Below are 25891 nucleotides of genomic sequence, written 5' to 3'. Positions count from 1 at the left end.
GAGTCTGGCCGTGCCCCACGAGGTCCGTGCCGTCGTCGCCCCGAAGAAGGGCGCACCCGTCGAGGTGCAGACGATCGTCGTGCCAGATCCCGGCCCCGGAGAGGTGCTCCTCTCCGTACAGGCCTGCGGGGTCTGCCACACGGATCTGCACTACCGGGAGGGCGCGATCAACGACGACTTCCCGTTCCTGCTCGGCCACGAGGCGGCCGGCACCGTCGAAGCGGTCGGCACCGACGTCGACGGCCTCGTCCCCGGCGACTGCGTCGTGATCGCCTGGCGCGCCCCCTGCGGGGCCTGCCGCTCCTGTCTGCGCGGCCGCCCTTGGTACTGCTTCGACTCGCGCAACGCCGCCCGGCCCATGACGCTGCTCGACGGCACGCCGCTGACCCCCACCCTCGGAATCGGTGCCTTCGCCGAGAAGACACTGGTCGCCGCCGGGCAGGCCGTGAAGGTCGACCCGGCGGCCCGACCCGAGGCCGTCGCCCTCATCGGCTGCGGCGTGATGGCGGGGTACGGGGCCGCGGTGAACACCGGCGGGGTGGGCCGCGGTGACACCGTCGCCGTCATCGGCTGCGGCGGCGTCGGGAACGCGGCGGTCGCCGGAGCATCCCTGGCCGGAGCCCGCCGCGTCATCGCCGTCGACATCGACGACGCCAAGCTGGACGGGGCCACCCGGTTCGGCGCGACGCACACCGTCAACTCGCGTGGCACGGACCCCGTCGCGGCGGTCCGTGAGCTGACCGGCGGCCACGGAGTCGACGTCGCCATCGACGCCGTCGGCACCCCGGCGACGTACAAACAGGCCTTCTACATGCGTGATCACGCGGGCGTGCTCGTCCAGGTCGGCGTGCCCGACCCGGAGATGACGATCGACCTGCCGCTGATCGACCTCTTCTCGCGCGGTGGGGCCCTCAAGTCGTCCTGGTACGGCGACTCCCTGCCCACCAGGGACTTCCCGATCCTCGTCGACCAGTACCTCACCCGCCGCCTCGACCTCGGCGGCTTCGTCTCCGAGACCGTCACGCTCGACGAGGTGGAGGAGGCGTTCACGAGGATGCAGCGGGGCGAGGTGCTGCGATCGGTGGTGGTCCTGTGAGCCCCGACCGGGCCGGAGGGCCCCGCGTGGTCGTCGTCGGCGCCGGCATCGTCGGCTGTTCGCTCGCCGACGAGCTGACCGCCCGCGGCTGGACCGACGTCACCGTCCTCGACCAGGGGCCGCTGCCCGCGCCCGGCGGCTCCACCTCGCACGCACCCGGCCTCGTCTTCAGGACGGGCCCTTCGAAGACCCTCACCGCGTTCGCCGAGTACACCGTCGAGAAGTTCAACGCCCTTGAGGTGGACGGCCTCTCCTGCTTCCACGCCGTCGGCGGTCTGGAGCTCGCCACCACGCCCGAGCGCTGGGCCGACCTGCACCGCAAGGCCGGTTTCGCCGCGTCCTGGGGCGTGCGCGCCGAGCTCGTCGGCCCGGCGCGCTGCAAGGAGCTGTGGCCGCTCATCGACGAGACCCTGGTGTACGGAGGGCTGTACACACCCGGGGACGGCCTGGCCCGTGCCGTGCCCGCCTGCCGCGCGCAGAGGGAACGGGCACGCGCGCGTGGAGCACGTTTTCTCGAGCGGCACACCGTGACGGCCATCGAACAGGACGGTGGCCGCGTCACCGCCGTCGTCACGGACCGCGGCACCTTCCCCGCCGACCACGTCGTCTCGGCCGCCGGATTCTGGGGGCCGGTGATCGGCCGGATGGCGGGCGTCGACGTTCCGCTGCTGCCGCTCGCCCACCAGTACGTGAAGACCGCGCCCCTGCCCGAGCTCGCGGGCCTCAACGACCCGCGCACCGAGGCCTCCCGGCCGATCCTCCGCCATCAGGACCGCGACCTGTACTTCCGTGAGCACACCGACCGCATCGGCATCGGCTCGTACGCCCACCGCCCGCTGCCCGTCGACCCGTTCACCGTCCCCGCGTACGACGACGCCGAGGACATGCCGTCCTCGTACCCCTTCACCGAGGAGGACTTCGCGCCCAGCTGGGAGGAGTGCCGACAGCTCCTTCCCGCGCTGAAGGCGGCGGAGATCGCGGAAGGCTTCAACGGCGTCTTCTCGTTCACGCCCGACGGCATGCCCGTGCTCGGGGAGGCCCGTGCGCTGCGGGGCTTCTGGCTGGCCGAGGCCGTGTGGGTGACGCACTCGGCGGGCGTCGCCAAGGCGGTCGCCGAGTGGATGGTGGATGGACGGCCCTCACTCGACGTGCACGACTGCGAGCTGACGCGCTTCGAGGACGCCCAGCGCTCCCCCGCGTACGTGGCGGAGCGCGGGGCACAGCAGTTCGTCGAGGTCTACGACGTCATCCATCCGCTCCAGCCGATGGACCGGCCACGGCCCCTACGGGTCAGCCCCTTCCACGTCCGCCAGCAGGAGCTGGGGGCGGTCTTCCTCGAGGGCGGCGGCTGGGAGCGTCCGCACTGGTACGAGGCCAACGCCCCGCTGGCAGAAGGCTTCCAGGGGCATGTTCGTGACGCCTGGGCGGCCCGCCACTGGTCGCCCGTGGCGGCGGCCGAGGCGCGCGCCACCCGCGAGCGCGTCGCCCTCTACGACATGACGCCGCTGCGCCGCCTGGAGGTCACCGGGCGCGGCGCCCTCGCTTTCCTGCAGCGCATGACCTCCAACAACCTCGCCAAGAGGCCCGGTGCGGTCACGTACACCCTCCTCCTCGACGCGGCGGGCGGCATCCGTTCCGACCTGACCGTCGCGCGGCTCGCCCCCGACCGTTTCCAGGTGGGCGCGAACTCCCCCGCCGACCTCGACTGGCTGCTCCGCCACGCCCCCGACGACGTCCATCTCAGGGACATCACCTCGGGGACCTGCTGCATCGGTGTGTGGGGGCCGCTGGCCCGCGCGCTCGTCCAGCCCCTCACCCGCGACGACTTCTCGCACGAGGCGTTCGGCTACTTCAAGGCCAAGGAGACGTACATCGGGCACGTCCCGGTGACCGCGATGCGCCTGTCGTACGTCGGTGAACTGGGCTGGGAGCTGTACACCACCGCCGATCTGGGGCTCCGGCTCTGGGACACGCTGTGGGAGGCGGGGCAGGCCCACGGTGTGATCGCGGCCGGCCGCTCCGCCTTCAACAGCCTGCGCCTGGAGAAGGGGTACCGCGCGTGGGGCCACGACATGACCACCGAGCACAACCCCTACGAGGCGGGCGTCGGCTTCGCGGTCCGCATGAACAAGGGTGACTTCGTGGGGCGTTCGGCGCTCGAAAGGCTGGAGCAGCCCACACGGAGGCTCACCGCGCTGCTTCTCGACGACCCCGCCGCGGTCGTCCTCGGCAAGGAACCCGTGTACGTCGACGGCACCCCCTCCGGGTACGTCACCAGCGCCTCGTACGGGTACACCCTGGGCCGCTGCGTCGCCTACGCCTGGTTGCCGCCCCTGGAGACGGGCACCGGCGTCCACATCGAGTACTTCGGCGAGAAGGTTCCCGCGACGGTTACCGAAGAGCCCCTGTTCGACCCGGAGATGGCCCGCATCCGCCGCTAGCCGCCAGGAGGCACCGGTGTCCCCCACCTATGACGTGATCGTGATCGGCCTCGGCGGCATGGGCAGCGCCGCCGCCCACCACCTCTCCGCGCGCGGGTCCCGCGTCCTGGGCCTGGAGAAGTTCGGCCCGGTGCACGCCCGTGGCTCCAGTCACGGCGGTTCGCGCATCACCCGGCAGTCCTACTTCGAGGACCCCGCGTACGTACCGCTGCTGCTGCGCGCGTACGAGCTGTACGACCGCCTCGAACGCGACACGGGCCGCGACATCGCCACCCTGTGCGGCGGCGTGATGCTCGGGCACCCCGACAGCCGCACGGTCTCCGGTTCACGCCTCTCCGCCGAACAGTGGGGCCTGCCTCACGAGATGCTCGACGCGAAGGAAATCCGCCGCCGCTTCCCGACACTCACCCCGGATGACGACGAGGTGGCCCTGTACGAGGCGCGGGCGGGCCTCGTGCGCCCCGAGAACACCGTGGCCGCACACCTCCAGCTGGCCGTGCGGAACGGCGCCGACCTGCACTTCGAGGAGCCCATGACCCGGTGGGAGCCCTACCGGGACGGAGTGCGCGTCCACACCGCGGAGGACACCTACACCGCGGGACAGCTGGTGCTCTGCCCGGGCGCGTGGGCACCCGCGCTGCTGACCGACCTGGGCGTGCCGTTCACCATCGAACGGCAGGTCATGTACTGGTTCCAGCCCTCCGGCGGGGTCGGCCCCTTCCTCCCCGAGAACCACCCGATCTACATCTGGGAGGACACGGAGGGCGTCCAGGTCTACGGTTTCCCCGCCATCGACGGGCCCGCCCTGGGGGCGAAGGTGGCCTTCTTCCGCAAGGGCACGCCCTGCACTCCGGAGACCATCGACCGATCGGTCCACGACGACGAGATCCTCGCCATGGCCGAGCAGGTCGGACGGGTGATCCCGGGCCTCCCCGGCGGCTTCATCAAGGCCGCCACCTGCATGTACTCCAACACTCCCGACGAGCACTTCGTGATCGCCCGCCATCCGGAGCACCCCGGTTCGGTGACCGTCGCGGCCGGCTTCTCGGGACACGGCTTCAAGTTCGTGCCCGTGGTCGGCGAGATCCTCGCCGATCTGGCGCTCGACGGCGCCACCGGGCACCCCATCGAGCTCTTCGACCCGAGCCGCCTCGCCGCCACGCCTGCCTGAGGAGTACGAGAACCGTGACGACGACCCCGTTGCCGCCGAGCCTCACCCCGACCCTCCCCGGCCGCTACTACACCGACCCGGAGATCTTCCGGCAGGAACAGGAGCGCGTCTTCGAAGCGCTCTGGTTCTGCGCCGTGCGCGCCGCCGACCTCGACCGGCCGGGCGCTTTCCGCACCGTGCAGGTGGGGCGCGAGAGCGTCCTGGTCACGCGCTCCCGCACCGGCGAACTGCGCGCCTTCCTGAACGTCTGCCGGCACCGCGGCGCCCGCCTGTGCACCGAGGAGTCCGGGCAGGTGCGGCGCGCCCTCCAATGCCCGTACCACGCCTGGACCTACGACCTGGAAGGACGGCTCGTCGCCGCGCCCAACCTGGTGAAGATGCCGGACGTGGACCGCACCGCCCACGGCCTGATCAAGGTGGCCCTGCGGGAGTGGCTCGGCTACGCGTGGGTGTGCCTGGCCGACGAACCGCCCTCCTTCGAAGAGACCGTCATGGGCGCGGCGGTCGAGCGGCTCGGCGACGCGGCGGCCATCGACCGCTACGGCACCGAGCGTCTCGCGCTCGGCAAGCGCGTCTCCTACGACGTGCGCGCCAACTGGAAGCTGATCGTCGAGAACTTCATGGAGTGCTACCACTGTGCGACGATCCACCCCGAGCTGACCGACGTCCTCCCGGAGTTCGCGGACGGTTTCGCCACGCAGTACTACGTGGGGCACGGCGCCGCGTTCGGGAAGGAGGTCGGCGGGTTCACGGTCGACGGCAGCGCGGGCTTCGACCGGCTCCCCGAGGTCTCCCAGGACCAGGACCGCCGGTACTACGCGATCACCGTGAAACCGACCGTGTTCATCAACCTCGTCCCCGACCACGTGATCCTGCACCGGATGTTCCCGCTGGCCGAGGACCGTACGGTCGTCGAGTGCGACTGGCTGTACGCACCCGACGTCGTCACCTCCGGCGCGGATCTCACGCGCTCCGTGGAGCTCTTCCACCGCGTCAACGAGCAGGACTTCGCGGCCTGCGAGCGCACCCAGCCCGCGATGGCGTCACGCGCCTACCGCGAGGGCGGGGTGCTGGTGCCGACCGAGCACCACATCGGGCTCTTCCACGACTGGCTGACGAAACAGCTCGCTACGTAGCGGACGCCTGAGCCGGTGCAGGCTGCTCCTGGGCGGTGGGCCGCTTGTACATGCGCGTCGCGGTGATCTCCCCGTGCACCGTCTCGCCGTCGGGGTCCTGCTGCGGCAGGCCCGGGCGCAGGTGCTCCTCGACGCTGATGTACTTCAGTCCCGCACGCAGGTCCGCGTCGTTCCGCAACCGGATGACCAGTGGGAACTCCGCGAGCGCGGTCGTGTCGAACAGGCCGGTCGTGTAGAGCAGCTGCACGCCGAGCGCGTCCGAGACGGCCCGCTGGAGCTCCAACAGATACGTCGCGTTGGCGCGGCCGATGGGGTTGTCCAGGAAGAGCGTGCCGGCGTGCCGGTGCTTGTCGCGGCCCCGGTCGTTGCTGCGCAGCGCGGCCATCGTGCAGTACAGGGCGATGGCCGCGGTGAGCAGCTGTCCTCCGGAGAACACGTCGCCCATCTGTCCGACGGGGACGCGCTCGGCGCGCAGCACGGCGTCCGGCTTGAGGATCTCGACGGCCACGCCGCGCGGTTCGAGAGCGGCCTGGACGCCGCGCAGCAGCAGGGACATTCCGTCGCGCCGCATGTCCGAGTTCTTCTTCACGGCGGCACGGGTCGCCTCGTCGATGACCTCGCCGAGCCGCTCGACGAGGGTGGCCTGGTCGGGCTCCTCGAAGCGGACCCGCAGGAACTCCTGTCCCGACCACTCCCCCAGGCCCTCGGGCAGGCGGGAGAGGCGCTGCGCGGACCTGAGGGTGGCGAGCGCGGACTCCACGAGGCCGCGCAGCCGGTCGACGATGCTGTCGCGGTTGCGCTCCAGCTGCTCCAGCTCGTCGGTGAGGACGCGGAGCCTGGGCGCGAAGGCGTCGGCCCACTTCTTGGCGTGCTCGGGCAGCGCGGACGCGGGCAGTTCGCGGATCTGCTGGCGGGCGGGGGTGCGCACCTGCTCGTACCGCGTCGCGTTCGCGTGGCGCACGAGGATGTCGCTGGCCTCCCGGACGGCGGACTCGGCCGTCGACAGGTCGGCGGCGCAGCCGCGCAGGGAGCGGCGCGTCTCTGCGGCGGCCTGGCGGGCCTCCTCCAGGGTGCCCGGGTAGGCCTCGGGGGTGTCTTCGGTGTCCTCTTCGTGGTGTTCGCGCAGCAGGTCGCGGAGCAGGGCCGCGGTCTCGTCGAAGCCGCCGGCCGCGTCCTCGGTGACGCGGTGGGTGTGCAGCAGGGCGGCGTGCGCTTCCTTGGCGCGGCTCAGCGCCTCGGTGTGCGCGGCCAGTTCGCCGGTGGCGGTGCGCAGGAGCGTCTGGGCCTGCTCGGCGTCGGTGGGGACAAGATCGTCGGGGAGTTCGGTGTGGGCGTCGCCGTCCTCGGGCGCGTGGCGTTCGGCCTCGCCGCGCAGCCGGCCGAGCTGCTCGCTCGCGGTGGACGCGCGGGCCTCGATCAGCTGGACCTGGGCCTCCGCGCGGGCGGCGGCGGCCTGCCGGGAGGGCCCGTCGGAGCCGTCGGTGCCTTCGAGGAGCAGGGCGGCGCGGGTGCGGACCTTGTTGCTGAGCCGGTTGAGCTCGGCGAGGGCGGCGCTCTCGTCGCTCTCGGCACGGGCCTGCTCGGCACGGAGGTCGGCGCCGACGCCCACCTTCTCGTAGAGCTGGGACGCCGCGCGGTAGGCCTCGCGCAGGGCGGGCAGCGACGACTTGGGGGCCTCGCTCTCCTCCGGTACGTCCTCGGGGGCGCCGGCGATCTCGGCACGCTCGGCGCGCAGCGCGCGGGCGGTGCGGCGCGCGTCGTCGGCGGCGCGCTGGGCTGCGCGGCGGTCCTCGTCGGCGGCGCGGGCCCGGTCCAGGCAGGTCTGGGCGCGGGCCTCGGACTCCACGGCGTCGTCGGCGAGTTCGCGGAGCTTGGCCTGCCAGCCCGCCCGCTCACGGAGCCGGAAGGCGAGTCCTGCGAGGGCGTCGGCGACGCGCCGGGCGCGCTGGGCGGCCTCCTGGCGTTCGTCACGTACGCGTGCCGCCTCGCTCGCGGCCTCGTCGGCCTCGGCGCGGGCCGTGCGGGCCTCGGCGAGCTCGGCCTCGGCCTCCGCCGCGAAGGCGCGCGCCTCCTCCGCGGCGGTGGCGAGTTCGGCGAGGCGGCCGCTGGGGCAGCCGGAGCGCCAGGAGGCGAGGCGGGCGGCGAGTTCCCGGTCCTTGGCGAGGCGGACGGCGAGCGCGCGGATCTCCTCGTCGCGCCGCGCGGCCCGTGCGCGCAGCGCCTGCCGCTCCTCGTCGGCGGCGTGCTCGTCGTGCATGGCCGGGTTCGGCGGTACGAGGAAGACGCCGCTGTCCGAGGACTGCTCGCCCGGCGTGGGCGCGAGGAGGGCGGCCGCGGTGCCCACGGCGACGGCGGAGCGGGGCAGCAGGGCGGCGTCGGCGAGGGCGTCGCGGGCGCGGGCGTGCGTGTCGGGGTCGGTGATGACGACGCCGTCGACGAGCTCGGGGCGGGCGGCGAGCACGCGCGCGTGGTCGGCGGGGTCGACGGCCTGGGCGAGGTAGCGCCAGCCGGGCAGGGCGGGGATGCCGTGCTCGCCGAGGAACTCGACGGTGGCCAGGACGTCGGGGCCCGGCGGGAGCAGACCGCCGTCGCCGAGGGCGCCGAGGATGCGGGAGTCGTCGGCGGCCGCGGTGCGCAGGTCGAAGAGCTGACGCTCGGCGGAGGCGACACCGTCGTCGAGGAGGGTGCGCAGGTCGTCCGCGGAGCGGTCCAGCTCCTCTACGGAGAGGGCGCTTTGGGTGAGGGCGTCTTCAGTGCGGGCACTTTCGGGGTGGGTGCCTCCCTGGCGGGGCAGCGGCACCCCGTCGCTCCCGCCCGGCAGGCTCAGGAGCTCGGCGAGCCGCTGGTTCCCCGCGATGGACTCGGCGGCGCGGCGCTCCGCGTCGTGGGCGGCCTCGGCGGCGGTCGCGGCGTCGGAGGCGCGGGCGGCGGTGAGTTCGGCGCGGGCCTCGGCCGCGGCCGTCTCCTTGGCGTGGTCGGCGGCGCGCCCCGCGGCCTCGCGAGCGGCGTCCCACGCGGCGACGGTGGTCTTCTCGGCGTCGCTCGCGGCGAGAGCGGCGCGGGCCGGGTCGGCGTCGGGGGCGGTGTCGTCGAGCCATCCCGCGCGGACGGCCTCGGCGGTCTCCTGCTCGACCTCGGCGAGGCGCTGCTTGAGGTGTCCCACCTCGCTGCGGGCGCGCTGCGCCTCGGTGGCAGCGACCGTGGCGTCCCGGTGCGCGGCCTCGCCGGTCTCCTGGAGGGCGGCGGAACGCTCCTCCTCTTCGTTGGCGAGGTTCTCCGCGCCTTCGGCGGCGGTGTGCAGGGCGCGGACGAGGTCGGACGCGGCCTTGGCGCGGGCTGCGAGCGCGGGTGCCGCGTCGCGCTCGGCCTCACGGATGGCGACGGCCACGCGCGCGGAGCGGTCGGCGGCGGCGCGGTGCCTCAGGACGGCCTCCGCGGCCTGCCAGGCGGAGTGCAGGGTGCGGGCGTCGGCGAGTTCGCGGCGCTGGGCGGCGGCGGCCTTCTCGGCGACGGTGAGCGCCAGGGAGGCGTGCCGGTAGGCCAGTTCGGCGGAGATCAGGGCGCTCTTGCCGCGGGCCCGCTCGGCCTCGGTCACGGTGTGGGCGGCGGCGGTGACCTGCTCGGCCAGGTCGGCGGCGCGGCCCCGCTCCTCGACGGCGCGCGCGGAGAGTCTGCGTGCCAGGGTCCGGGTGCGGTGCTCGGCGCCCGCGTGCACGTCACGCGCGCGTGCCCGGGTGTCGGCGGCGTCGACGATGCGATTCAGCAGGTCCACGGAGCCCGCGGTGAAGTCGCGTTCGGCCATCAGCTCGGCGCGGCGGCCGAGCTTGTTGCCGAAGCCGTGGACGAGGTCGGCGAGGCCGTCCGTGTCGCGTGTGTCGGTGACGGCGCGCAGCAGGAGGTCGGTGAAGTCGGAGTCCTTCTTGACGGCGAAGAGGCCCGCGGCCTCGCCCTCGTCGGCGTTCATCTCCCGCTGGTAGCGGAAGAGTTCGGGGTCGAGCCCGAGGTCGCCGAGGTGTTCGTTCCAGCGGTCGTGGATCTCTTCCCAGTGCACTTCCAGGTGCGGGTACGCCCTGACCGCCTCGGTCATGGCGTCGCGGAAGCCCTTCATGGTGCGCCGCCGCCCCTGGGCGCCGGACGCGCCCTCCACCGACGGCCGCACGGCGGTGGACTCGGCGACGGGCAGCGAATCCAGGCTCATGCCCGGGCCCGGACGGAAGGAGTACCAGGCCTCGGCGAACTTCCGCGGGTCGTTGGAGACCTGCCGGCCCCGCCACTCGCTGACCTTGCCGACGACCACGCACTCGCCGGTCAGGGTGTGCTGCCACTCCAGGGCGACGTGCCCGCAGTCGTCGGCGAGCAGGAACTTGCGCAGCACACCGGAGCTGGCGCCGCCGAGCGTGTTCCGGTGGCCGGGCAGCATCACCGAGAAGATCAGCTTGAGCAGGACGGACTTTCCGCCGCCGTTCTCCAGGAAGAGCACGCCGGCGGGCGCGGGGCGGCGCGGCGGGCCGACCGGCTCGTCCTCGAAGAACTCCGCCTGGGTGGGCGCGGGGTCGGGCACCTCCGCGCCGACGCCGCGCAGGTCGAGCACGGTGTCGGCGTAGCGCGCACCGGCCGGCCCGATGGAGTAGAGGCGGATCCGGGACAGCTCGTACATGGCGGCGGACTCTCGTCGTAAGTCGTGGGGGCGGCAGAAAGGTGGGGGCGGGGGCCGGAGCCCGGGCGGGGCGTCGTCAGGAGTGGAACGGCAGTCCCGCGTCGGCGGCCAGTTCCAGGTCGTCGGTCTCCTCGGGCGGCAGCAGCGTCGCCGAGCCGTCCGTGATCGGGACGACGCCGAGTTCGAGGAGCTCCGCCATGGCCGCGGTGCCCGCCATGTCGCGGACCTGGAGCTGGTAGCGGGCCGTGGTGCGGTACGTCCCTCCGGAGTCGTCGCCCGTGCGCTGCAGGAACCCCGAGTCGGTGAGGAAGGCGGCGGCCTTGCCGACGATGCCGGTGGTGGAACCTGCGAGGCGGCGGGCGTCCTTGGTGGCACCGGTCGAGCTGCGGCGGGCCCAGATCCGCCAGGCGGCCTCGAGGCCGGGGGCGTCGGTGGCGGGGTCGGTGTTGTCGCCGTGTTCCTCGGCGCGCTCCTCCAGGCGGTGGCAGGCCTGGCGCACGAACGCGTCCACTCCGTTGACGGTGACCCGGCCGATGTAGCCGTCGTCGGCGAGGTCCTCGGGGCGCGGGAACGCCATGGCCGCGATGGCGAGGTGGGCGAGGCCGTGGAGGAAGCGGTCGGTCGAGTCGGTCGCCGCGCGGCGGGCGTAGTCACCCATGCGGACGGCGAAGACGGAGTCCTCCGCGGCGGTCACGGCCATGCCCGCGCGCGGGGACACCTCGAGGACGACGAGCCCGAGTCCGGTGGCGACGGCGTCGGCGAGGCGGGCGAAGGGCGGGTCCTCGCGGTAGCGGCGGAGCAGTTCGGCGTACTCCTGGTCGCGGGCGGGCTGCAGCTTGGGCTGGAGTCCGAAGGCGACGAGCCGTGCGGCGTCGGCGGCGTCGGCCGGGGTGACGGGCGCCGGCGCGGCGGGTGCCGCCGTGGAGTCCGGCTCGCCCCACGCGGCGTGCTCTGCGGGGTGGTCGGTCACGGCGTGTGCTCCTTGAGGGCGGGGTGGTGGTGGGGGTCGGTCACGGTCATGCCGCCTCCGTCCGGTCGGCCGCCATGCCGACGGCGTCCAGGAGGGCGGTGCCGACGACGAGGTCCGCGCCGCCGAACTCCTCGTCGTCGAGTTCCGTGCCGTCGTCGACGGCGAAGAGCAGCTTCTCCTCGCCCTGGCGGTAGGCGGTGCCGACGGGCGGGCTGGCCGCGTGCACGGCCAGCAGGGCGACCAGGTAGGGCAGTTCGGGGTCGCGGCGCCGGGCGTCGGCAAGGAGGCCGGAGAGTCTGCGCGGCGCGTCGGCGGGCAGGTCGAGCAGCTCCATGGCGCTCGCGAGCTGCTCCTCGCTGAAGCGGCTGTCGTCCGGGGTGGCGATGAGGTCGGGCTCTGGCATCTCCGCGCCGAGGTGCTCGCGCTCCATGGGGGGCGTGAGCAGTATGTCGACGAGGTCGCCGACGCGGACGGAGACGGGCGTGCGCAGTCCGGTGCCGCGCGCGAAGTAGGCGTCCGTCACGCGGATCGCCTGCTCGGCGGGGAGCGGCAGGAGGGGGGAGACCAGCTGCCCGTACAGGTCGAGGCCCGTGCGTGCGGTGGGGGTGGCGAACGCCTGCCGGTCCTGCTCGGCGCGGAAGAGCGGGCCGGCCTCCAGAAGGCGGGACTGCAGCTGGGTGTGGCGGCGGATGCAGTCCTTGACGATGTCGACCAGCTCGGCGGCGCGGCGCTTCTGCTCGGGGTCCTCGGACTCGTCGCGGGCCTTGCGGATGTTGGTCAGGATGGCGTTCTCGTGGCGGTACCGGTCCGCGACGTGGTCGAGCGCTTCGGCGATCATGTCGGGGACGGCCTTGAGCCAGTCCACCGCGCGGACGTTGCGCCGGGTCGCGTCGAGGGCCTTGCGCAGGGTTTCCGAGTACTGGACGGTGCGGTAGCGCGCCTGCTCCGCGGCGAGCTGGGCGTCGGCGAGCCTGCCGCGGCTGATCAGCACCTCGAGCTTCACCTCGGCGGCGATCTGCGCGCTGGTGACGTCGGTGTCGAGGGCGCCCACCAGGACGTTGACCGCTTCGTCGGTCGTACGCAGGTAGACACTGCCGCCGTGGCCGGGGACCTCTTCGAGGAGCTTGAAGTCGTAGTCCCTGCGGACATACGTCCCGTCCGGGGCGAAGGTGCCGTACACGGCGCGGAAGCCGCGGTCGACGCTGCCGACGTTGATCAGGTTCTCCAGGACCCAGCGGGCCACGCGCTCGTGCTCGGCGGCCGGGCGCGCGGGCGCCTGGGCGGCGACGCGCGGGAGCAGCCGGACGACGATCTGCTCGTGGTCGGCGCCGGTGTCGAAGTCCATGTTCAACGTGACGAGGTCGATGGCGGACAGGGCCACCTCCGCCATCGCGTACACCGAGTACTCGCCCGCGAGGTTGGCCTTGCGCGCGTCGAGGTCGTGCAGCGGAGCCGTGCAGGCGAGGGCGCGCAGGCGGCGCGCCAGGCCCTCGTCGGCGGCCGGGCCCAGTGCGGGCCGCGGCCCCGCGCTGAGCTGGGGCGGAGCGGTGTCCGTAACGGCAGGCGAAGTCACGGTGCACAGACTAGATCCTCGGTCTGACAACGGTCGAAACGGCGCAGATCTGACAGCGCCCGGCCGCCGCGCCGCTCGCCGGGTTCAGGCGCGCCGCTCGCCCGTGACAAACACGCCGATGCCTGGTTCAGACCCTTCGCTCGCCCGCCGCCCCTCGCGTCCCGTACGCGTCGACCACCCGCCGGCGCGAGTCGTCGAGGTACTCGACGAGCAGCGCTTCCGCGTCGTCGCGCCTGCCTTCCTGGAGCGCCTCCAGGATCTGTCCGTTGCGGGCGATGTAGGGCTCGTGGAGCCGCCGGGGGTCGTCCACCACGTGGAAGGCCAGGCGCAGTTCGGCGAAGACGCTGCGCATCAGCTCGTCGGTGCGCTCGCTCCCGGCGAGGGCGACGAGCTCCCGGTGGAAGTCGATGTTGGCGGTGGACACACCTTTCCAGTCGCCCGCCCGCGCGGCCCGCCGCCCCTCGGAGACGGCGTCGGCCAGTCCGTCCACGGCGTACGGCGGCTCGCCGAGCCCACGTACGACCGCGCACTCGACGAGAGCGCGGGTGCGGTAGATGTCCCCCACATCCTCATCGGTCAGCATCCGCACGAAGACGCCGCGGTTGAGCTGGTGCTCAAGGAGCCGCTCGTGCGTGAGCAGCCGGAACGCCTCCCGCAGCGTGTTGCGGGAGACGCCCAGCGCCCCGCCGATGCTGTCCTCGGAGAGCCGTGTCCCGGGCGGGAAGAAGCCCGCTGCGATGCGGCTCCGCAGGATGTCCGAGACCCGCTCCGCCGTACTCGTGCGCCCCAGGAGCGCGCGGTCGTCGGCCAGTCCGTTCACGTCAGCCATCCCCTCCGCCATGCCCGGATTCAATCGCAGATGCGAGAACGAAACAACAGGGGTATTGAGGGATCGTTCAACGATCCTCTACGTTGTCGGGCACGGCTCACCGCTCCGTCCCCCGTCCCCCCACCGCACAACCGCACCACGCCCGCTCCAGCACCCTCCGTCCCTCACCTGCGAGGTGCCCATGAGCACGACCCCACCGCCCCGGACTGCCGCTCCGGCCGCCTCACGCCCTGAAGAGGGCGAACTCCCCGACGACAGCGGCGCGTTCGGCTGGCTGCGCGCCCTCGGCCCCCGTGGGCGCCGCGCCTTCGCCGGCGCCTTCGGGGGCTACGCCCTCGACTCCTACGACTACTTCACGCTGCCGTTGAGCATGGTGGCGCTCGCCGCGTACTTCGGCCTCGACAGCGGCCAGACCGGGCTCTTCACCACCGTCACCCTCGTCGTCTCCGCCGTGGGCGGCGCCATCGCGGGGGTGGTCGCCGACCGGATCGGCCGGGTCAAGGCTCTGATGATCACGGTCGTCACGTACGCCGTCTTCACCGTCGCCTGCGGCTTCGCGCCCAACTACGAGACGCTGCTCGTTTTCCGCGCCCTCCAGGGGCTCGGGTTCGGCGGCGAGTGGGCGGTCGGGGCGATCCTCGTCGCCGAGTACGCCACCGCCAAGAACCGCGGCCGCACCCTGGGCGCGATCCAGAGCTCCTGGGCCGTGGGCTGGGGCCTCGCGGTGATCGTCTACACCCTGGTGTTCCAGTTCCTGGACGACGACGTCGCCTGGCGCGTGATGTTCTGGACCGGTGCGCTGCCCGCGCTGCTCGTGATCTACGTACGGCGCAATGTGCACGACGCGCCCGAAGCCGCAGAGGAGCGGCGCAAGAGCGCGAACAAGGGCTCCTTCACGGCCATCTTCAAGCCGGGGATGCTGCGCACCACGTTCTTCGCGGTGCTCCTGTCCACCGGTGTGCAGGGCGGCTATTACACGCTGGCCACCTGGGTGCCCACCTACCTCAAGAGCGATCGCGGCCTCACCGTCGTCGGCACCGGCGGCTATCTGGCCTTCCTGATCTCCGGCGCCTTCATCGGCTACCTGACCGGCGGCTATCTCACCGACAGGCTCGGCAGGAAGCGGAACATCACGCTCTTCGCCTTCCTCTCCGCGGCCAGCATCCTCGCCTACACGAACATCCCGGACGGCGCCAACGGCCTTCTCCTTGTGCTCGGTTTTCCGCTGGGCTTCTGTATGTCGGCGATTTTCAGCGGCTTCGGCTCGTTCCTCAGCGAGCTGTACCCGGCCGCTGTCCGCGGCACCGGGCAGGGCTTCACGTACAACACGGGGCGCGCGATCGGCGCCGTCTTCCCCACCATGGTCGGATTCCTCGCCGACAGCTGGGGCGTCGGCGGAGCGCTGGTCTTCGGAGCCATCGGTTACGGACTCGCCGTCCTGGCGCTCCTCGGTCTGCCGGAGACGCGCGGAAGGGAACTCCTGTGAGCCGCGAGACGCGTACCACGCCCTCGATCCGCAGCGCCAGGAAGGCACGCGCCGCCTTCCGCGCGGGCGAGACGTGCGCCACCGCGGGATGGGCCGCCGGCTTCACCCAGGCCAACCTCATCTCGGTGCCCGCCGACTGGGCCTACGAGATGCTCCTGTTCTGCCAGCGCAACCCGAAACCGTGCCCGGTCCTCGACGTCACGGACGCGGGTTCCTGGGCCACTCCCCTCGCCCCCGGCGCCGATCTCCGCACCGACCTGCCGCTCTACCGGGTGTGGGAGCACGGCGAGATGACCGCCGAGCCCACGGACGTGGTCGACCACTGGCGCGACGACCTGGTGACGTTCCTCATCGGCTGCAGCTTCACCTTCGAGTGGGCGCTCGCCGACGCCGGCGTCCCGCTGCGCCACATCGAGCAGGGCCGCAACGTGCCCATGTACGTCACCGACCGCCCCTGCCGCCCCGCGGGCCGCCTGCACGGCCCGATGGTGGTGTCGATGCGTCCCGTGCCGCCCGGCCGGCTCGCCGCCGCCATCAGGGAGAGCTCGCTGATGCCGGCGGTGCACGGCAGCCCGGTGCACTGCGGCGACCCCGCCGGGCTCGGCATCGCACACCTGGACCGTCCCGACTTCGGCGACGCGGTGACCGTCGAACCCGACGACATTCCGGTGTTCTGGGCGTGCGGGGTGACCCCTCAGGCGGCGGTGACGGCATCACGGCCACCCTTCGCGATCACGCACGCGCCGGGCCGGATGTTCGTCACCGACGCCCGGGACGAGCAGTACCGCGTGGTGTGACCGCCCAAAGCACTGGAGGCTTACGTTGAGCACTGGAGGCTTACGTTGATGAGCGCGTCCCTGATCGATCTCAACGCCGACCTCGGCGAGGGCTTCGGCCGCTGGCACCTGACCGACGACGAGGAGCTGCTGTCCATCGTCACCAGCGCCAACGTGGCCTGCGGGTTCCACGCCGGGGACCCGGCCACCATGCGCCGCGTGTGCGACCGCGCCGCCGAGCGCGGGGTGCGGGTCGGCGCGCAGGTGTCCTACCGGGACCTGGCGGGCTTCGGGCGGCGCGCCATGGACGTGCCGCCCGCGGAGCTGGCGGCCGAAGTGGCGTACCAGATCGGCGCCTTGGAGGTGTTCGCCCGCGCGGCGGGCACGCGCGTGTCGTACGTGAAGCCGCACGGCGCGCTCTACAACCGCGTCGTCCACGACGAGGAGCAGGCCCGCGCGGTCGTCGAGGGCGTACTGCTCGCCGACGCCGAGCTGCCCGTCCTGGGGCTGCCCGGATCGGCCCTCCTGAAGACGGCGGGCAAGGCCGGGCTCCCCGTCGTCACGGAGGCGTTCGCAGACCGCGCCTACACCGACGAGGGCACTCTGGTTCCACGCAGCCGTGAAGGAGCGGTCGTCACGGAGGCGGACGCCGTCGTCGCGCGGTCCGTCGGGATGGCCCGGTCCGGTGTCGTCACCTCGCTCGGGGGTCGCGAGATCAGCGTCCGCGCGCGGTCGCTGTGCCTGCACGGCGACACCCAGGGGGCGGTGGATCTGGCCCGCCGGGTGCGGGCCGAGCTGGAGGCCGCGGGCGTGCGCGTGGCGGCGTTCGCATGAGGGCCCTGCCGGTCGGCGAGCGAGCCCTGCTCGTCGAGCTCTCCGACGGCACCGCGGCCCAGGCCCTCCACGCCGAGCTGCTGCGCCGCCGCGCGTCGGGCGACCTGCGGGTCCGGGAGATCGTTCCCGCGGCCCGTACGGTGCTCCTCGACGGCCTCGACGAGCCCGGCCGCATCGGAGCCGAGCTGCCCGGCTGGGAGATCCCGCCGCTGCCCCCGCGCGCGGGGACGGTCCTGGACATTCCGGTGCGGTACGACGGACCGGACCTCGCGGACGTGGCGTCGCACTGGGGCGTGCCCGTGGCCGAGGTGGCGCGGATCCACTCCGCCGCGGAATTCCGCGTCGCCTTCTGCGGGTTCGCACCCGGCTTCGGCTATCTGACGGGCCTGCCCGAGCGCTACGAAGTGCCGCGCCGGGCCACACCCCGCACCGGCGTCCCCCGGGGCAGCGTCGCCCTGGCGGGCCCGTACACGGGCGTCTACCCGCGTGCGTCGCCCGGTGGCTGGCAGCTCATCGGTTCCACGGACATCGTGCTGTGGGACCACGCGCGCGTGCCCGCCGCACTGCTCTCACCCGGCGTCCGCGTCCGCTTCATGCCCCACCCGGCAGCGGGGACGTGATGACCGACCACGCCCTCGCCGTCGTACGCGCCGGAGCCCTGACTACCGTGCAGGACCTCGGGCGCCCCGGGCACGCCCATCTCGGGGTGCCGCGCTCCGGCGCCCTCGACCCGCCCGCGGCCCGCCTGGTCAATCGCCTGGTGGGCAACCCGCCCGACGCGGCCGTCCTGGAGACCACCCTCGACGGGTGTGGCGTACGTCCGCGCAGGACCGTGACGGTCGCCGTCGGCGGCGCGCCCTGCCCCGTGACCGTGGGCGGCAGGCCCGCGCCCTGGGGAGCGCCGGTGCGGGTGCCCGGGGGAGCGCTCCTCGACATCGGACCGGCCGTCTCCGGAGTACGCAGCTACGTCGCGTTCGACGGTGGGGTCACCGTCGAACCGGTGCTCGGCAGCCGCTCCACCGACCTGCTGTCCGGCCTCGGCCCGCCCCCGCTCGCGACCGGAGCCGTCCTCCCCCTGGGACGCCCGGGCCACAGCCACGCACGCGTGGACGTCGTTCCGCAGCCCGCGCCGCCCCAGGAGCTGGTGCTCCGGGTGACGCTCGGGCCGCGCGCGGACTGGTTCACGGCAGCGGCGCTGGACACCCTCACCACGCGCGCGTACACGGTGTCCTCTGCGAGCAACCGCATCGGGCTGCGCACCGAGGGACCGGCCCTGGAGCGGGCGTTCGAGGGTGAACTGCCCAGTGAGGGCATGGTGCTCGGCGCCGTGCAGGTCCCGCCGGACGGCCGGCCCGTCGTCTTCCTGGCCGACCACCCGACCACCGGGGGCTACCCGGTGGTCGCCGTGGTCCGCGAGAGCGACCTGGCCGCGGCGGCCCAGGCCCGGCCGGGCACGCCCGTTCGGTTCGTCGCCGCCAGCCGGCGGCGGCGCCGACCGGTTCCCTAGACCGCCCGCTACACGGCCGCGTCCGGGCCGATCCTGCTGCGCACCGCGGTCTGTACCTCGTCCTCCTCGGCGGGGTCCGCGGCGAGCCTCCTGAGCCGGTTGACGACGCGGGCGTCACCGGTCTCGGCGTGTCGTGCGGCGACTTCGCGGGTGGACTCCTCGCAGTCCCAGAGGCACTCGACGGCGAAGCCGGAGGCGAAGGAGGGGTCGGTGGCGGCCAGCGCGCGTGCGGCGCGGCCGCGGAGGTGGGAGGAGGCGGTTTCTCTGTAGACGTGCCGCAGCACGGGGGCGGCGCAGGCGATGCAGAGGCGTCCCGCGCCGTCGACGAGGGTCCACAGCGTCGGCGCGTCCGGGCCCTCGCCGCGGACGGCCTCGCGGAGTGCGGCGAGGACCGGCTTGCTGTCCTGTGCGCCGCCCCGGCAGGCGAGCATGCGGCCGGCGGCCGCGCCCAGGTCGTCGGGCCGGTAGGCCCAGCGTCGGGCGCGCTCCACGGCGGCGACGCTGCGCATCCGTTCGAAGGCGTCGGTGGCGGCGTCCACCACGATCTGTGAGGGGCCTTCCGCGGCGTACTCGATGAGGTCGAGGACGGCGGGGTCGTGGGTGTCCGCGAGGTAGCGCAGGGCGGTGCCGCGCGCCCCGTCCGAGCCGCTGCGGGCGGCCTCGACGATCTCGGCGCGGTCTTCGGGTCCGGCGACCGCGGTCAGGCAGCGGGCCGCGGGCACGTACAGGACGGTGCCCCGCTCGAGGCCCTCCTGCGCCCAGTCGAAGACGGCCTGGACGCTCCAGCCGGGGCGCGGCCCCGAGGGCCGCATCTGGCGCTGCCACCGGTCGAAGGAGCCCTGTTCCCGTGCGGCTCGCACGCGGGCGCCGACATCGGCGCGGGGGTCCTCTTCCCAGAGGCGCCAGGGCCTCGGTTCGTAGGCGTCGCGGACGGCGGCGGCCAGCTCGGCCTCGCCCTCCGCGTCGGGGGCGAACCTGGCGAGCACGGGGGCCGCGAGGGCCCGCAGGCCCGCGTCGTCGTCGCGCAGCGCCAGCTCGTCGAGGGCCCAGGCCCAGTTGGAGCCGAACGCCGCGTACCTCCGAAGGAGTTCCAGGGCGTCCTGCCTGCCGTACGAGGCGAGGTGCCCGAGGACGGCGAGGGCGAGTCCGGTGCGCGAGTCGTCCGTGTTCAGGACGTCCTCGGCATCGAAGAGGTGCCGCTCGATCTCGCCGAGCCCGCCGTGCAGGTCGAGGTAGAGCCGGGCGTAGTACAGCGACCGGTTCTCCACCTGCCAGTCGTGGCGGGGATCGTTGAGCACGCAGTGGTCGAGGGCGGTGAGCGCCTCGGAGCGTGGGGCGGTGAGCGCGTGCAGGGTGCCGTCGCCGCGGCCCCTCTGCAGCAGGCCGAGCAGCGTACCGCTGGGCGCTATGACCGGATCGAACATGGGAAACAGCCTCACATCAAGCGTCGACGCAACCGGGAATCACGCATTACCTGGCCGTGCGCCAACACGTCGGGCCGCCCGCCGTCTCTTGCTTGTCGAAGACCATCTTCCTCTGCCTCTCGTCGGTGGCCCAGGGGTTCCCGGACGGGAGGTCCGGGGGCGGGCCGCTCACGGTCCACGCGGTGCGGCAACATCTGCCCCACCGTCGCGTCCGTGAATCACGTCGTCATGATGACCCGGCGGTCAGGTCCGCCGCGACCACATTTCCAGCGCCCCCGTTGTTGCTGGTCAGGTACCCGGTTCAGGCGGCCCCGAACAGCTGCAGCAGCTCCGCCTTTCCGAACATCCGGGCCGTGTCGACCGCCGACGGAGTGCCGGCGGCGGGATCAGCGCCACCGTCCAGGAGGGCCCGGATCACCGCGTCCTCGCCCTTGAAGACGGCTCCGGCGAGCGGGGTCTGGCCCCGGTCGTTGGCGCGGTTGGTGTCGGCGCCGCGCTCCACGAGGGCGCGGACCGCGTCGGCGTGCCCGTGGTAGGCCGCCAGCATCACCAGCGAGTCGCCGCTGTCGTTCGTGAGGTTCGCGGGGACGCCCGCGTCCACGTAGGCGGCGAGCGCCGCGGCGTCGCCCTGACGTGCCAGATCGAAGATCTTGGTCGCCAGCTCCACGACCTCGGGGTCGGGGGCTTCGCTCATGGGGGCGTTCCGCCTTTCTGGCTTTCCGGGTGCGTCTGCCTGTGCAGCCGTACGAGTGAATCGACAGGGTACTGCCCCGCCGGGCACATGACCCGGACCGCCCGAGGCAAAGATCACCCAGAGGCGCGGAGGCCACCCGGAACCGTCGCCATGGCCCACCTGGGCTCCGCCAGTAGAGGGAAATCCTGAGAAATTAACCCATTTGCACCTTTTATCGTATGGATACATGCTGTGAACCTGGAAGAACTCATGGTGACTGTCCCCACCAAACCAGGAGAACCGTCATGGTCCTTTCCATCTCGGGCGTCGTACTGCTCGGAATCATCGTCTTCCTCTTCTTCCGCAAGGACGGACTCAAGGCGTCGCACGCGGTGGTCTGCGCCCTCTTCGGCTTCTTCATGGCGGGCACGGCGATCGCCCCGAGCATCAAGGCCGGCAGCGCGAGCCTGGCGAGCCTCCTCGGCGGGATCAAATTCTGACCGTCCCGCTCTCGTACGCACCTCCAGGAGACAGACGTGGCCAGGCGCCCACTCCCCCGCATTCTGAGCAACGGCACCGCATCCATCGCCCGGAGCAGGGAACTGGCACGGTCGGCGGCCGACAGCGCCACGGATGTTCTCCATCCGCTGATCACGATCACCCGCGGACTGCGCCGGCTGGCTGCCGCCGGGCGGCGCAGGTGGGCCGACACCCCCAAGGACAAGCGCGGGCCGCTGCTGTTCCTCGCGGCCTCCGTGGTCCTGGTCGTGGCGCTCGTGCCGTACGGACCGCTGCTCGCCCTCATCTCCCTGATGGCGGCGGCGGCCTGGACGGGCCGCGAGCGCACCGCTCCGGAGCCGACAGGACCGGACGAGGCGCAGGTGCAGCGGCTGCAGTCCCTCTACGAAGCCCTCGTTCCGTACTTCTCGGTCCCCGAGGACCCCGCCCCGCTCTTCGCGCACGGCGGTGAATGGGACAAGGCGTTCGTCGAGCACGACTTCGACGAGACCGGGCGGATCTCCCGGCTCGTGGTGCGCTACCCCGCGTACTTCACGGACGGCGAGGCCGAGTCCCGCGCGCGGATCGAACAGCTCCTGCACGCCAAGGCGGGGCGCGGCCGCGAGTACCACTTCATGTGGGACGAGGAGGGCAATCAGCTCACCGTCACGGTGCTCTCCCCGCTCCCCACCGATATCGCCGCCCAGCGATTCGTCACCGCTCCGGGAGAGACCGTCCTCGGCTTCACCGACGAGACCGGCGTCCAGCGCACCCTGCCGCTGTCCGACGGCGCGGAACAGCGCGACGTACCCCCCGTCGTGTGGCGCACCGGCATCCGCTCCACCGAGCCCCACCTGCTGATCGCCGGTCAGCCCGGCAGCGGCACGACGACACTGCTGCGCTCCATCGCCCTCCAGGCCTTGCAGTACGGCGACGTGCTCATCGTCGAGGGCAGCGGCACCGGCGACTACGCCTGCCTGACCGGCCGTGACGGTGTCCTCGCCATCGAGTGCGGGCTCACCGGTGCGCTCGCGAGCCTCGAATGGGCGGCGCACGAGACCGAGCGCAGGCTCATCGCGGCGAACCGCGCGCGGCAGGCGGGCCATCCGCCGCCGGAGGACACCAAGCGCCCCCTGTGGCTCCTGCTCGACCGCCCGAGCGCGCTCGGTCACCTCGCCGCGGCCGACGGGCGCACGGACCCCCAGTCGCTGCTGCAGGTCCCGCTGCGGCACGGCAGGGCGGCGAACGTGACGGTCGTGGTCGCCGACCAGCTGGACGGCCTCGACGCGCTGAGCGAAGCCGTGCACCAGCACACCCGCGCGCGCGTGGTGCTGGGTTACGCCACGGTCGACCAGCTGGAGGACGTCCTCGGAACACCTCCCCACACGACGCCCACGACGGACGTCCCGCCCGGCCGCGGCTATGCCCGGCTCGGCGCGGGCCAGGTGCACCGCCTCCAGGTGCCGGCGACCCCCGATCCGTACGACGACGCGACCAGCGAGGCCCACCGCAAGGCCGTCATGGAGCTGCTGCCGGAGCGGAGCACCCCGCCGGACGAGACGGAGGCCGCCGCCCCGGAAGCCCCGGAGGCCGCGGAGGCCACGGAGGCGGAACCGGTCCCCGCCGAGAGCTGACCTCCGACGCCGAGAACCGATACCCGACCACGTAGAGGGCCGACAGCAGACACCCGGCCACATAGCGGGCCGAGAGCCAACGCCCCGCCGACAGCAAACACCCCACTCCGTAGAGGCGCGTCAGGCGACGAACGGGTGTGCTGCCTGCGCCCCCGCGCCGACGCCCGTCTCGACCAGCCGGGCCGCCGCGGCCAACCGCACCGCCGCCTCATCGGCGACCGCGCCCCCCACGGTGAACGGCAGCCGCACGTACCCCTCGAACGCGCCGTCCACTCCGAAGCGCGGCCCGGAAGGCACCCGCACGCCCACCCGCTCGCCCACCTCGGCGAGCCGCGACCCGGACACGCCTCCGGTGCGCACCCACAGGGTGAGACCGCCGCGCGGCACCTCGAACTCCCAGTCGGGCAGCTCGCGGCGGACCGCGGTGACGAGCGCGTCGCGGTTCTCCCTGGCCTGCTCCCTGCGCACGTCCACGGCGGCCTGCCAGCCACCGGTGTTCAGGAGCCAGTTCACGGCCAGCTGTTCGAGGACCGGGGTGCCGAGGTCGGCGTACGCGCGCGCGGCGACGAGGCTGCGGATCACGTCGGGCGCGGCCCGCACCCAGCCGATGCGCATGCCGGCCCAGAAGGCCTTGCTGGCCGAGCCGACGGTGATGACGGTGGAGCCCGCGGGATCGAAGCCGCAGACCGGGCGCGGCACGGCGAGGTCCTCGTCGAGGCCGAGCTCGCTCATCGTCTCGTCGACGACGAGGACGGTGCCCGCGGACCGGGCCGCCTCGACGAGCTGCCTGCGCTGGTCCTCGTCGGCGAGCGCGCCCGTGGGGTTGTGGAAGTCCGCGACGACGTACGCGAGCCGGGGCGCGGCGTCGCGCAGGACCTGGCGCCAGCGGTCCATGTCCCATCCCCGGAGACCTTCGGCCATGGCGACGGGGACGAGGCGGGCGCCCGCCTCGCGCATCAGCTGGAGGATGTTGGCGTACGACGGCGACTCCACGGCGATGCGTTCGCCGCGGCCCGCGAAGAGGTGGCAGATGGCGTCGATGGCGCCCATCGCGCCGGTGGTCACCATGATCTGTTCGGGCATGGTGGGGATCCCGCGCGCGGTGTAGCGCTCGGCGAGCATCTCGCGCAGGGCGGGCAGGCCCGCGGGGTAGTCGCCGTGCGTGTGGGCGTACGGCGGGAGGGCTTCGAGGGCGCCCTGGACGGCGCGGGTGAGCCAGGGTTCGGGCGCGGGCAGCGCGGCGCAGCCGAGGTCGATCATGGAACCGAGCGCCTCGGGGGGCAGCGGTTCGAGACCGCGCGCGGGGAGGGGGTTTCCGGCGGGGACTGCGGTCCAGCTGCCCGCTCCCCTGCGGGACTCCAGGAACCCTTCGGTGCGCAGCGCTTCGTAGGCGGCGGCGACGGTGGTGCGGCTGACGGCGAGGGCGACCGCGAGTTCGCGCTCGGCGGGCAGGCGCGCGGCGACCGGTACGCGCCCTTCGAGCACGAGCAGCCGGATGCCGTCGGCGAGGGCGCGGTAGGCGGGTGGGCGGCGCGTGCCCGTGCCCACGGAGCGGTCCTGCTGGGAGGCGAGGAGACGGGCGAGCTGCGTCGACCCCATTGCCGAAGTCCACTGAGCCATGATTCCCAGTCCACCTTCCTCGAATTGGCCATGGTTGGCGTCTCTGTACAAGCCACAGAGTGTCATGTGTCAGGCCACTACCACCACCAACGGGGGCACCTCTTGTCCGGCACGACACCCGGGGCGACACGGCGGCAGCTGCCGCGGCGACTCACGCAGCTCTACGCGGGCCTCACCCTGTACGGCGTGAGCTCCGCGCTCCTCGTGGTGTCCGGCCTCGGCCTGGAGCCGTGGAACGTGCTGCACCAGGGGCTCGCCGAGCTCACCGGCCTGTCGATCGGCGCCGTGTCCATCGTCGTGGGCGCCGCGGTCCTGCTGCTGTGGATCCCGCTGAGGCAGCGCCCCGGCCTCGGTACGGTCTCCAACGTCTTCGTCGTCGGCCTGGCGATGGACGCCGCGCTGGCGCTGCTCCCGGATGCGCAGGGCTGGGCCGTGCGCATCCCGCTGATGGTGTCGGGGATCGTCCTGAACGGCGCGGCGACCGGCCTGTACATCGCGGCCGTGTTCGGCCCCGGCCCCCGGGACGGCCTGATGACGGGCCTGCACCGGCGGACCGGGCGCTCCATCCGGCTGATGCGGACGCTCATCGAGGTGGCGGTGGTCGTGACCGGCTTCGCGCTCGGCGGCACCGTGGGGGTCGGCACGGTCCTCTACGCGCTGACGATCGGTCCGCTCGCCCAGTTCTTCCTGCGCCGCTTCGCCGTCCCCGCGCCCACCACGGGTGGCGTCGTGGCGTCCGGCGGTCCGCCTGAGCAGGCGATACTGCAGCCGTGACCACGCGCGTACGCCACCCCTACCTCGATCATCCGGGGCCGCTCGCCCTCGCCCACCGGGGCGGCGCGGCGGACGGTCTGGAGAACACCGCCGCGGCCTTCCGGCGCGCCGTCGACCTCGGCTACCGCTACATCGAGACCGATGTGCACGCCACCGCCGACGGCCGCCTAGTCGCCTTCCACGACACGACGCTGGACCGGGTGACCGACGCGGTGGGACGCATCATCGACCTGCCGTGGAGCGAGGTGCGCCACGCACGCGTGGCGGGCAGCGAACCGGTGCCCCTCTTCGAGGAGTGCCTCGAAGCCTTCCCCGACGTGCGCTGGAACGTGGACGTGAAGGCGGAGCCCGCGCTTCTGCCGCTGCTCGACCTGATCCGCCGCACCGGCTCGTGGGACCGCGTGTGCGTCGGCTCGTTCTCCGAGGCGCGCGTGGCCAGGGCCCAGCGCCTCGGTGGCCCGCGCCTGGCCACGTCCCTGGGCACCCGGGGCGTGGCGGCGCTGCGCATGCTGTCCTACGGAGTGCCCGCCGCCCTGCGCCGTTCCGCGGTCTGCGCCCAGGTGCCCGAGACGCACGGAAGGATCCGGGTGGTGGACCACCGCTTCGTGCGTGCCGCCCACGCGCGCGGGCTGCAGGTCCACGTGTGGACGGTCAATGACGCGGACCGGATGAGCGCCCTGCTCGACCTCGGGGTGGATGGCATAGTTTCCGATCAAATCGAGACGCTGCGCGGGGTGCTGAAGGACCGGGGGACCTGGGTCTGACCATCCCGTGGCGGCGTCGCACCACGGG

General features: G+C 73.2%; 20 protein-coding genes. 13 read left to right on the top strand and 7 right to left on the bottom strand.

Annotated elements, in window-relative coordinates:
• The first annotated feature begins 10 nt into the window (after positions 1 to 10).
• Genes AC07DO_RS26550 through AC07DO_RS26535 form a run of 4 tightly spaced genes read left to right on the top strand, consistent with a single transcriptional unit; the run spans position 11 to position 5844 of the window.
• Positions 11 to 1096 (top strand): S-(hydroxymethyl)mycothiol dehydrogenase, encoded by a 1086-nt coding sequence (locus tag AC07DO_RS26550; protein WP_479063190.1) that lies wholly within the window; start codon positions 11 to 13, stop codon positions 1094 to 1096.
• On the top strand, positions 1093 to 3537 hold the full coding sequence (locus tag AC07DO_RS26545) for a GcvT family protein (protein ID WP_479063188.1): 2445 nt from the start codon (positions 1093 to 1095) through the stop codon (positions 3535 to 3537). The genes AC07DO_RS26550 and AC07DO_RS26545 overlap by 4 nt, the downstream gene beginning before the upstream one ends.
• A 16-nt stretch (positions 3538 to 3553) precedes the next feature.
• Positions 3554 to 4708, top strand: a complete 1155-nt coding sequence (solA, locus tag AC07DO_RS26540; RefSeq protein WP_479063186.1) for an N-methyl-L-tryptophan oxidase — start codon at positions 3554 to 3556, stop codon at positions 4706 to 4708.
• 14 nt (positions 4709 to 4722) lie between these two features.
• Positions 4723 to 5844 (top strand): aromatic ring-hydroxylating oxygenase subunit alpha, encoded by a 1122-nt coding sequence (locus AC07DO_RS26535; protein WP_479063184.1) that lies wholly within the window; start codon positions 4723 to 4725, stop codon positions 5842 to 5844.
• Here AC07DO_RS26535 and AC07DO_RS26530 read toward each other — a convergent pair.
• From AC07DO_RS26530 to AC07DO_RS26515, 4 genes are all read right to left on the bottom strand, one after another.
• On the bottom strand, positions 5837 to 10501 hold the full coding sequence (locus AC07DO_RS26530; RefSeq protein WP_479063182.1) for a coiled-coil domain-containing protein: 4665 nt from the start codon (positions 10499 to 10501) through the stop codon (positions 5837 to 5839). The genes AC07DO_RS26535 and AC07DO_RS26530 overlap by 8 nt on opposite strands.
• A 76-nt stretch (positions 10502 to 10577) precedes the next feature.
• A complete protein-coding gene (locus tag AC07DO_RS26525; protein WP_479063180.1) occupies positions 10578 to 11471 on the bottom strand; it encodes a hypothetical protein in 894 nt (297 codons plus the stop codon).
• Positions 11472 to 11517: 46 nt separating this feature from the next.
• Entirely contained in the window at positions 11518 to 13044 is a 1527-nt protein-coding gene (locus tag AC07DO_RS26520) for a hypothetical protein (RefSeq protein WP_479063178.1), read from the bottom strand.
• Between the two features lie 127 nt (positions 13045 to 13171).
• The gene (locus AC07DO_RS26515) at positions 13172 to 13873 is read right to left on the bottom strand and encodes a GntR family transcriptional regulator (RefSeq protein WP_479063176.1); all 702 of its coding nucleotides are present in this window, start codon (positions 13871 to 13873) and stop codon (positions 13172 to 13174) included.
• Between the two features lie 181 nt (positions 13874 to 14054).
• On the opposite strand from AC07DO_RS26515, the gene AC07DO_RS26510 reads away from it, so the two are divergent.
• From AC07DO_RS26510 to AC07DO_RS26490, 5 genes are read left to right on the top strand one after another with little or no spacing between them, the layout of a single operon-like run.
• Complete coding sequence (locus tag AC07DO_RS26510) at positions 14055 to 15359, top strand: MFS transporter (RefSeq protein ID WP_479063174.1); 1305 nt, start codon at positions 14055 to 14057, stop codon at positions 15357 to 15359.
• Positions 15356 to 16156, top strand: coding sequence for a putative hydro-lyase (locus AC07DO_RS26505; RefSeq protein ID WP_479063172.1), 801 nt, complete (start codon positions 15356 to 15358; stop codon positions 16154 to 16156). Before AC07DO_RS26510 ends, AC07DO_RS26505 begins: the two co-directional genes overlap by 4 nt.
• A gap of 48 nt (positions 16157 to 16204) precedes the next feature.
• Positions 16205 to 16969 carry a LamB/YcsF family protein gene (locus tag AC07DO_RS26500; protein WP_479063170.1) on the top strand — a complete coding sequence of 255 codons (765 nt, stop codon included), beginning with the start codon at positions 16205 to 16207 and terminating at the stop codon, positions 16967 to 16969.
• Complete coding sequence (locus AC07DO_RS26495) at positions 16966 to 17589, top strand: 5-oxoprolinase subunit B family protein (protein WP_479063168.1); 624 nt, start codon at positions 16966 to 16968, stop codon at positions 17587 to 17589. Before AC07DO_RS26500 ends, AC07DO_RS26495 begins: the two co-directional genes overlap by 4 nt.
• Positions 17589 to 18476, top strand: coding sequence for a 5-oxoprolinase subunit C family protein (locus AC07DO_RS26490; protein WP_479063166.1), 888 nt, complete (start codon positions 17589 to 17591; stop codon positions 18474 to 18476). Before AC07DO_RS26495 ends, AC07DO_RS26490 begins: the two co-directional genes overlap by 1 nt.
• An 8-nt stretch (positions 18477 to 18484) precedes the next feature.
• Here the strand turns inward: AC07DO_RS26490 and AC07DO_RS26485 are convergent, their stop codons facing one another.
• Both AC07DO_RS26485 and AC07DO_RS26480 read right to left on the bottom strand, forming a co-directional pair.
• Positions 18485 to 19900 (bottom strand): HEAT repeat domain-containing protein, encoded by a 1416-nt coding sequence (locus tag AC07DO_RS26485; RefSeq protein WP_479063164.1) that lies wholly within the window; start codon positions 19898 to 19900, stop codon positions 18485 to 18487.
• A gap of 301 nt (positions 19901 to 20201) precedes the next feature.
• Positions 20202 to 20594 carry an ankyrin repeat domain-containing protein gene (locus AC07DO_RS26480; RefSeq protein WP_479063162.1) on the bottom strand — a complete coding sequence of 131 codons (393 nt, stop codon included), beginning with the start codon at positions 20592 to 20594 and terminating at the stop codon, positions 20202 to 20204.
• A 284-nt stretch (positions 20595 to 20878) separates the two neighbouring features.
• On the opposite strand from AC07DO_RS26480, the gene AC07DO_RS26475 reads away from it, so the two are divergent.
• Positions 20879 to 21073: a hypothetical protein gene (locus AC07DO_RS26475; RefSeq protein WP_030789254.1), complete on the top strand. Its 195-nt coding sequence runs from the start codon at positions 20879 to 20881 to the stop codon at positions 21071 to 21073.
• Between the two features lie 36 nt (positions 21074 to 21109).
• Positions 21110 to 22705 (top strand): hypothetical protein, encoded by a 1596-nt coding sequence (locus AC07DO_RS26470; protein ID WP_479063160.1) that lies wholly within the window; start codon positions 21110 to 21112, stop codon positions 22703 to 22705.
• 120 nt (positions 22706 to 22825) lie between these two features.
• Here AC07DO_RS26470 and AC07DO_RS26465 read toward each other — a convergent pair whose 3' ends face one another.
• Positions 22826 to 24325: an SCO1417 family PLP biosynthesis transcription factor gene (locus tag AC07DO_RS26465; protein ID WP_479063158.1), complete on the bottom strand. Its 1500-nt coding sequence runs from the start codon at positions 24323 to 24325 to the stop codon at positions 22826 to 22828.
• A 102-nt stretch (positions 24326 to 24427) separates the two neighbouring features.
• Here AC07DO_RS26465 and yczE point away from each other — a divergent pair, with 102 nt between their 5' ends.
• The gene (gene yczE, locus AC07DO_RS26460; protein ID WP_479063156.1) at positions 24428 to 25099 is read left to right on the top strand and encodes a membrane protein YczE; all 672 of its coding nucleotides are present in this window, start codon (positions 24428 to 24430) and stop codon (positions 25097 to 25099) included.
• On the top strand, positions 25096 to 25863 hold the full coding sequence (locus AC07DO_RS26455) for a glycerophosphodiester phosphodiesterase family protein (protein ID WP_479063154.1): 768 nt from the start codon (positions 25096 to 25098) through the stop codon (positions 25861 to 25863). The genes yczE and AC07DO_RS26455 overlap by 4 nt, the downstream gene beginning before the upstream one ends.
• Positions 25864 to 25891 lie beyond the last annotated feature (28 nt).

This window comes from Streptomyces sp. NPDC045678 (assembly GCF_056432085.1).
The sequence above is the reverse complement of the archived record's forward strand: the minus strand, read 5'-3'. Positions and strand labels throughout refer to the sequence as shown.

Bases quoted from the DNA above. Each gene is read 5' to 3' on its own strand.
- AC07DO_RS26495 (WP_479063168.1), top strand. From the start codon at position 16,966: ATGAGGGCCCTGCCGGTCGGCGAGCGAGCCCTGCTCGTCGAGCTCTCC.
- AC07DO_RS26465 (WP_479063158.1), bottom strand. From the start codon at position 24,325: ATGGCTCAGTGGACTTCGGCAATGGGGTCGACGCAGCTCGCCCGTCTC.
- AC07DO_RS26475 (WP_030789254.1), top strand. From the start codon at position 20,879: ATGGTCCTTTCCATCTCGGGCGTCGTACTGCTCGGAATCATCGTCTTC.
- AC07DO_RS26485 (WP_479063164.1), bottom strand. From the start codon at position 19,900: ATGTTCGATCCGGTCATAGCGCCCAGCGGTACGCTGCTCGGCCTGCTG.
- AC07DO_RS26530 (WP_479063182.1), bottom strand. From the start codon at position 10,501: ATGTACGAGCTGTCCCGGATCCGCCTCTACTCCATCGGGCCGGCCGGT.
- AC07DO_RS26515 (WP_479063176.1), bottom strand. From the start codon at position 13,873: ATGGCTGACGTGAACGGACTGGCCGACGACCGCGCGCTCCTGGGGCGC.
- AC07DO_RS26490 (WP_479063166.1), top strand. From the start codon at position 17,589: ATGACCGACCACGCCCTCGCCGTCGTACGCGCCGGAGCCCTGACTACC.
- AC07DO_RS26510 (WP_479063174.1), top strand. From the start codon at position 14,055: ATGAGCACGACCCCACCGCCCCGGACTGCCGCTCCGGCCGCCTCACGC.
- AC07DO_RS26480 (WP_479063162.1), bottom strand. From the start codon at position 20,594: ATGAGCGAAGCCCCCGACCCCGAGGTCGTGGAGCTGGCGACCAAGATC.
- AC07DO_RS26500 (WP_479063170.1), top strand. From the start codon at position 16,205: ATGAGCGCGTCCCTGATCGATCTCAACGCCGACCTCGGCGAGGGCTTC.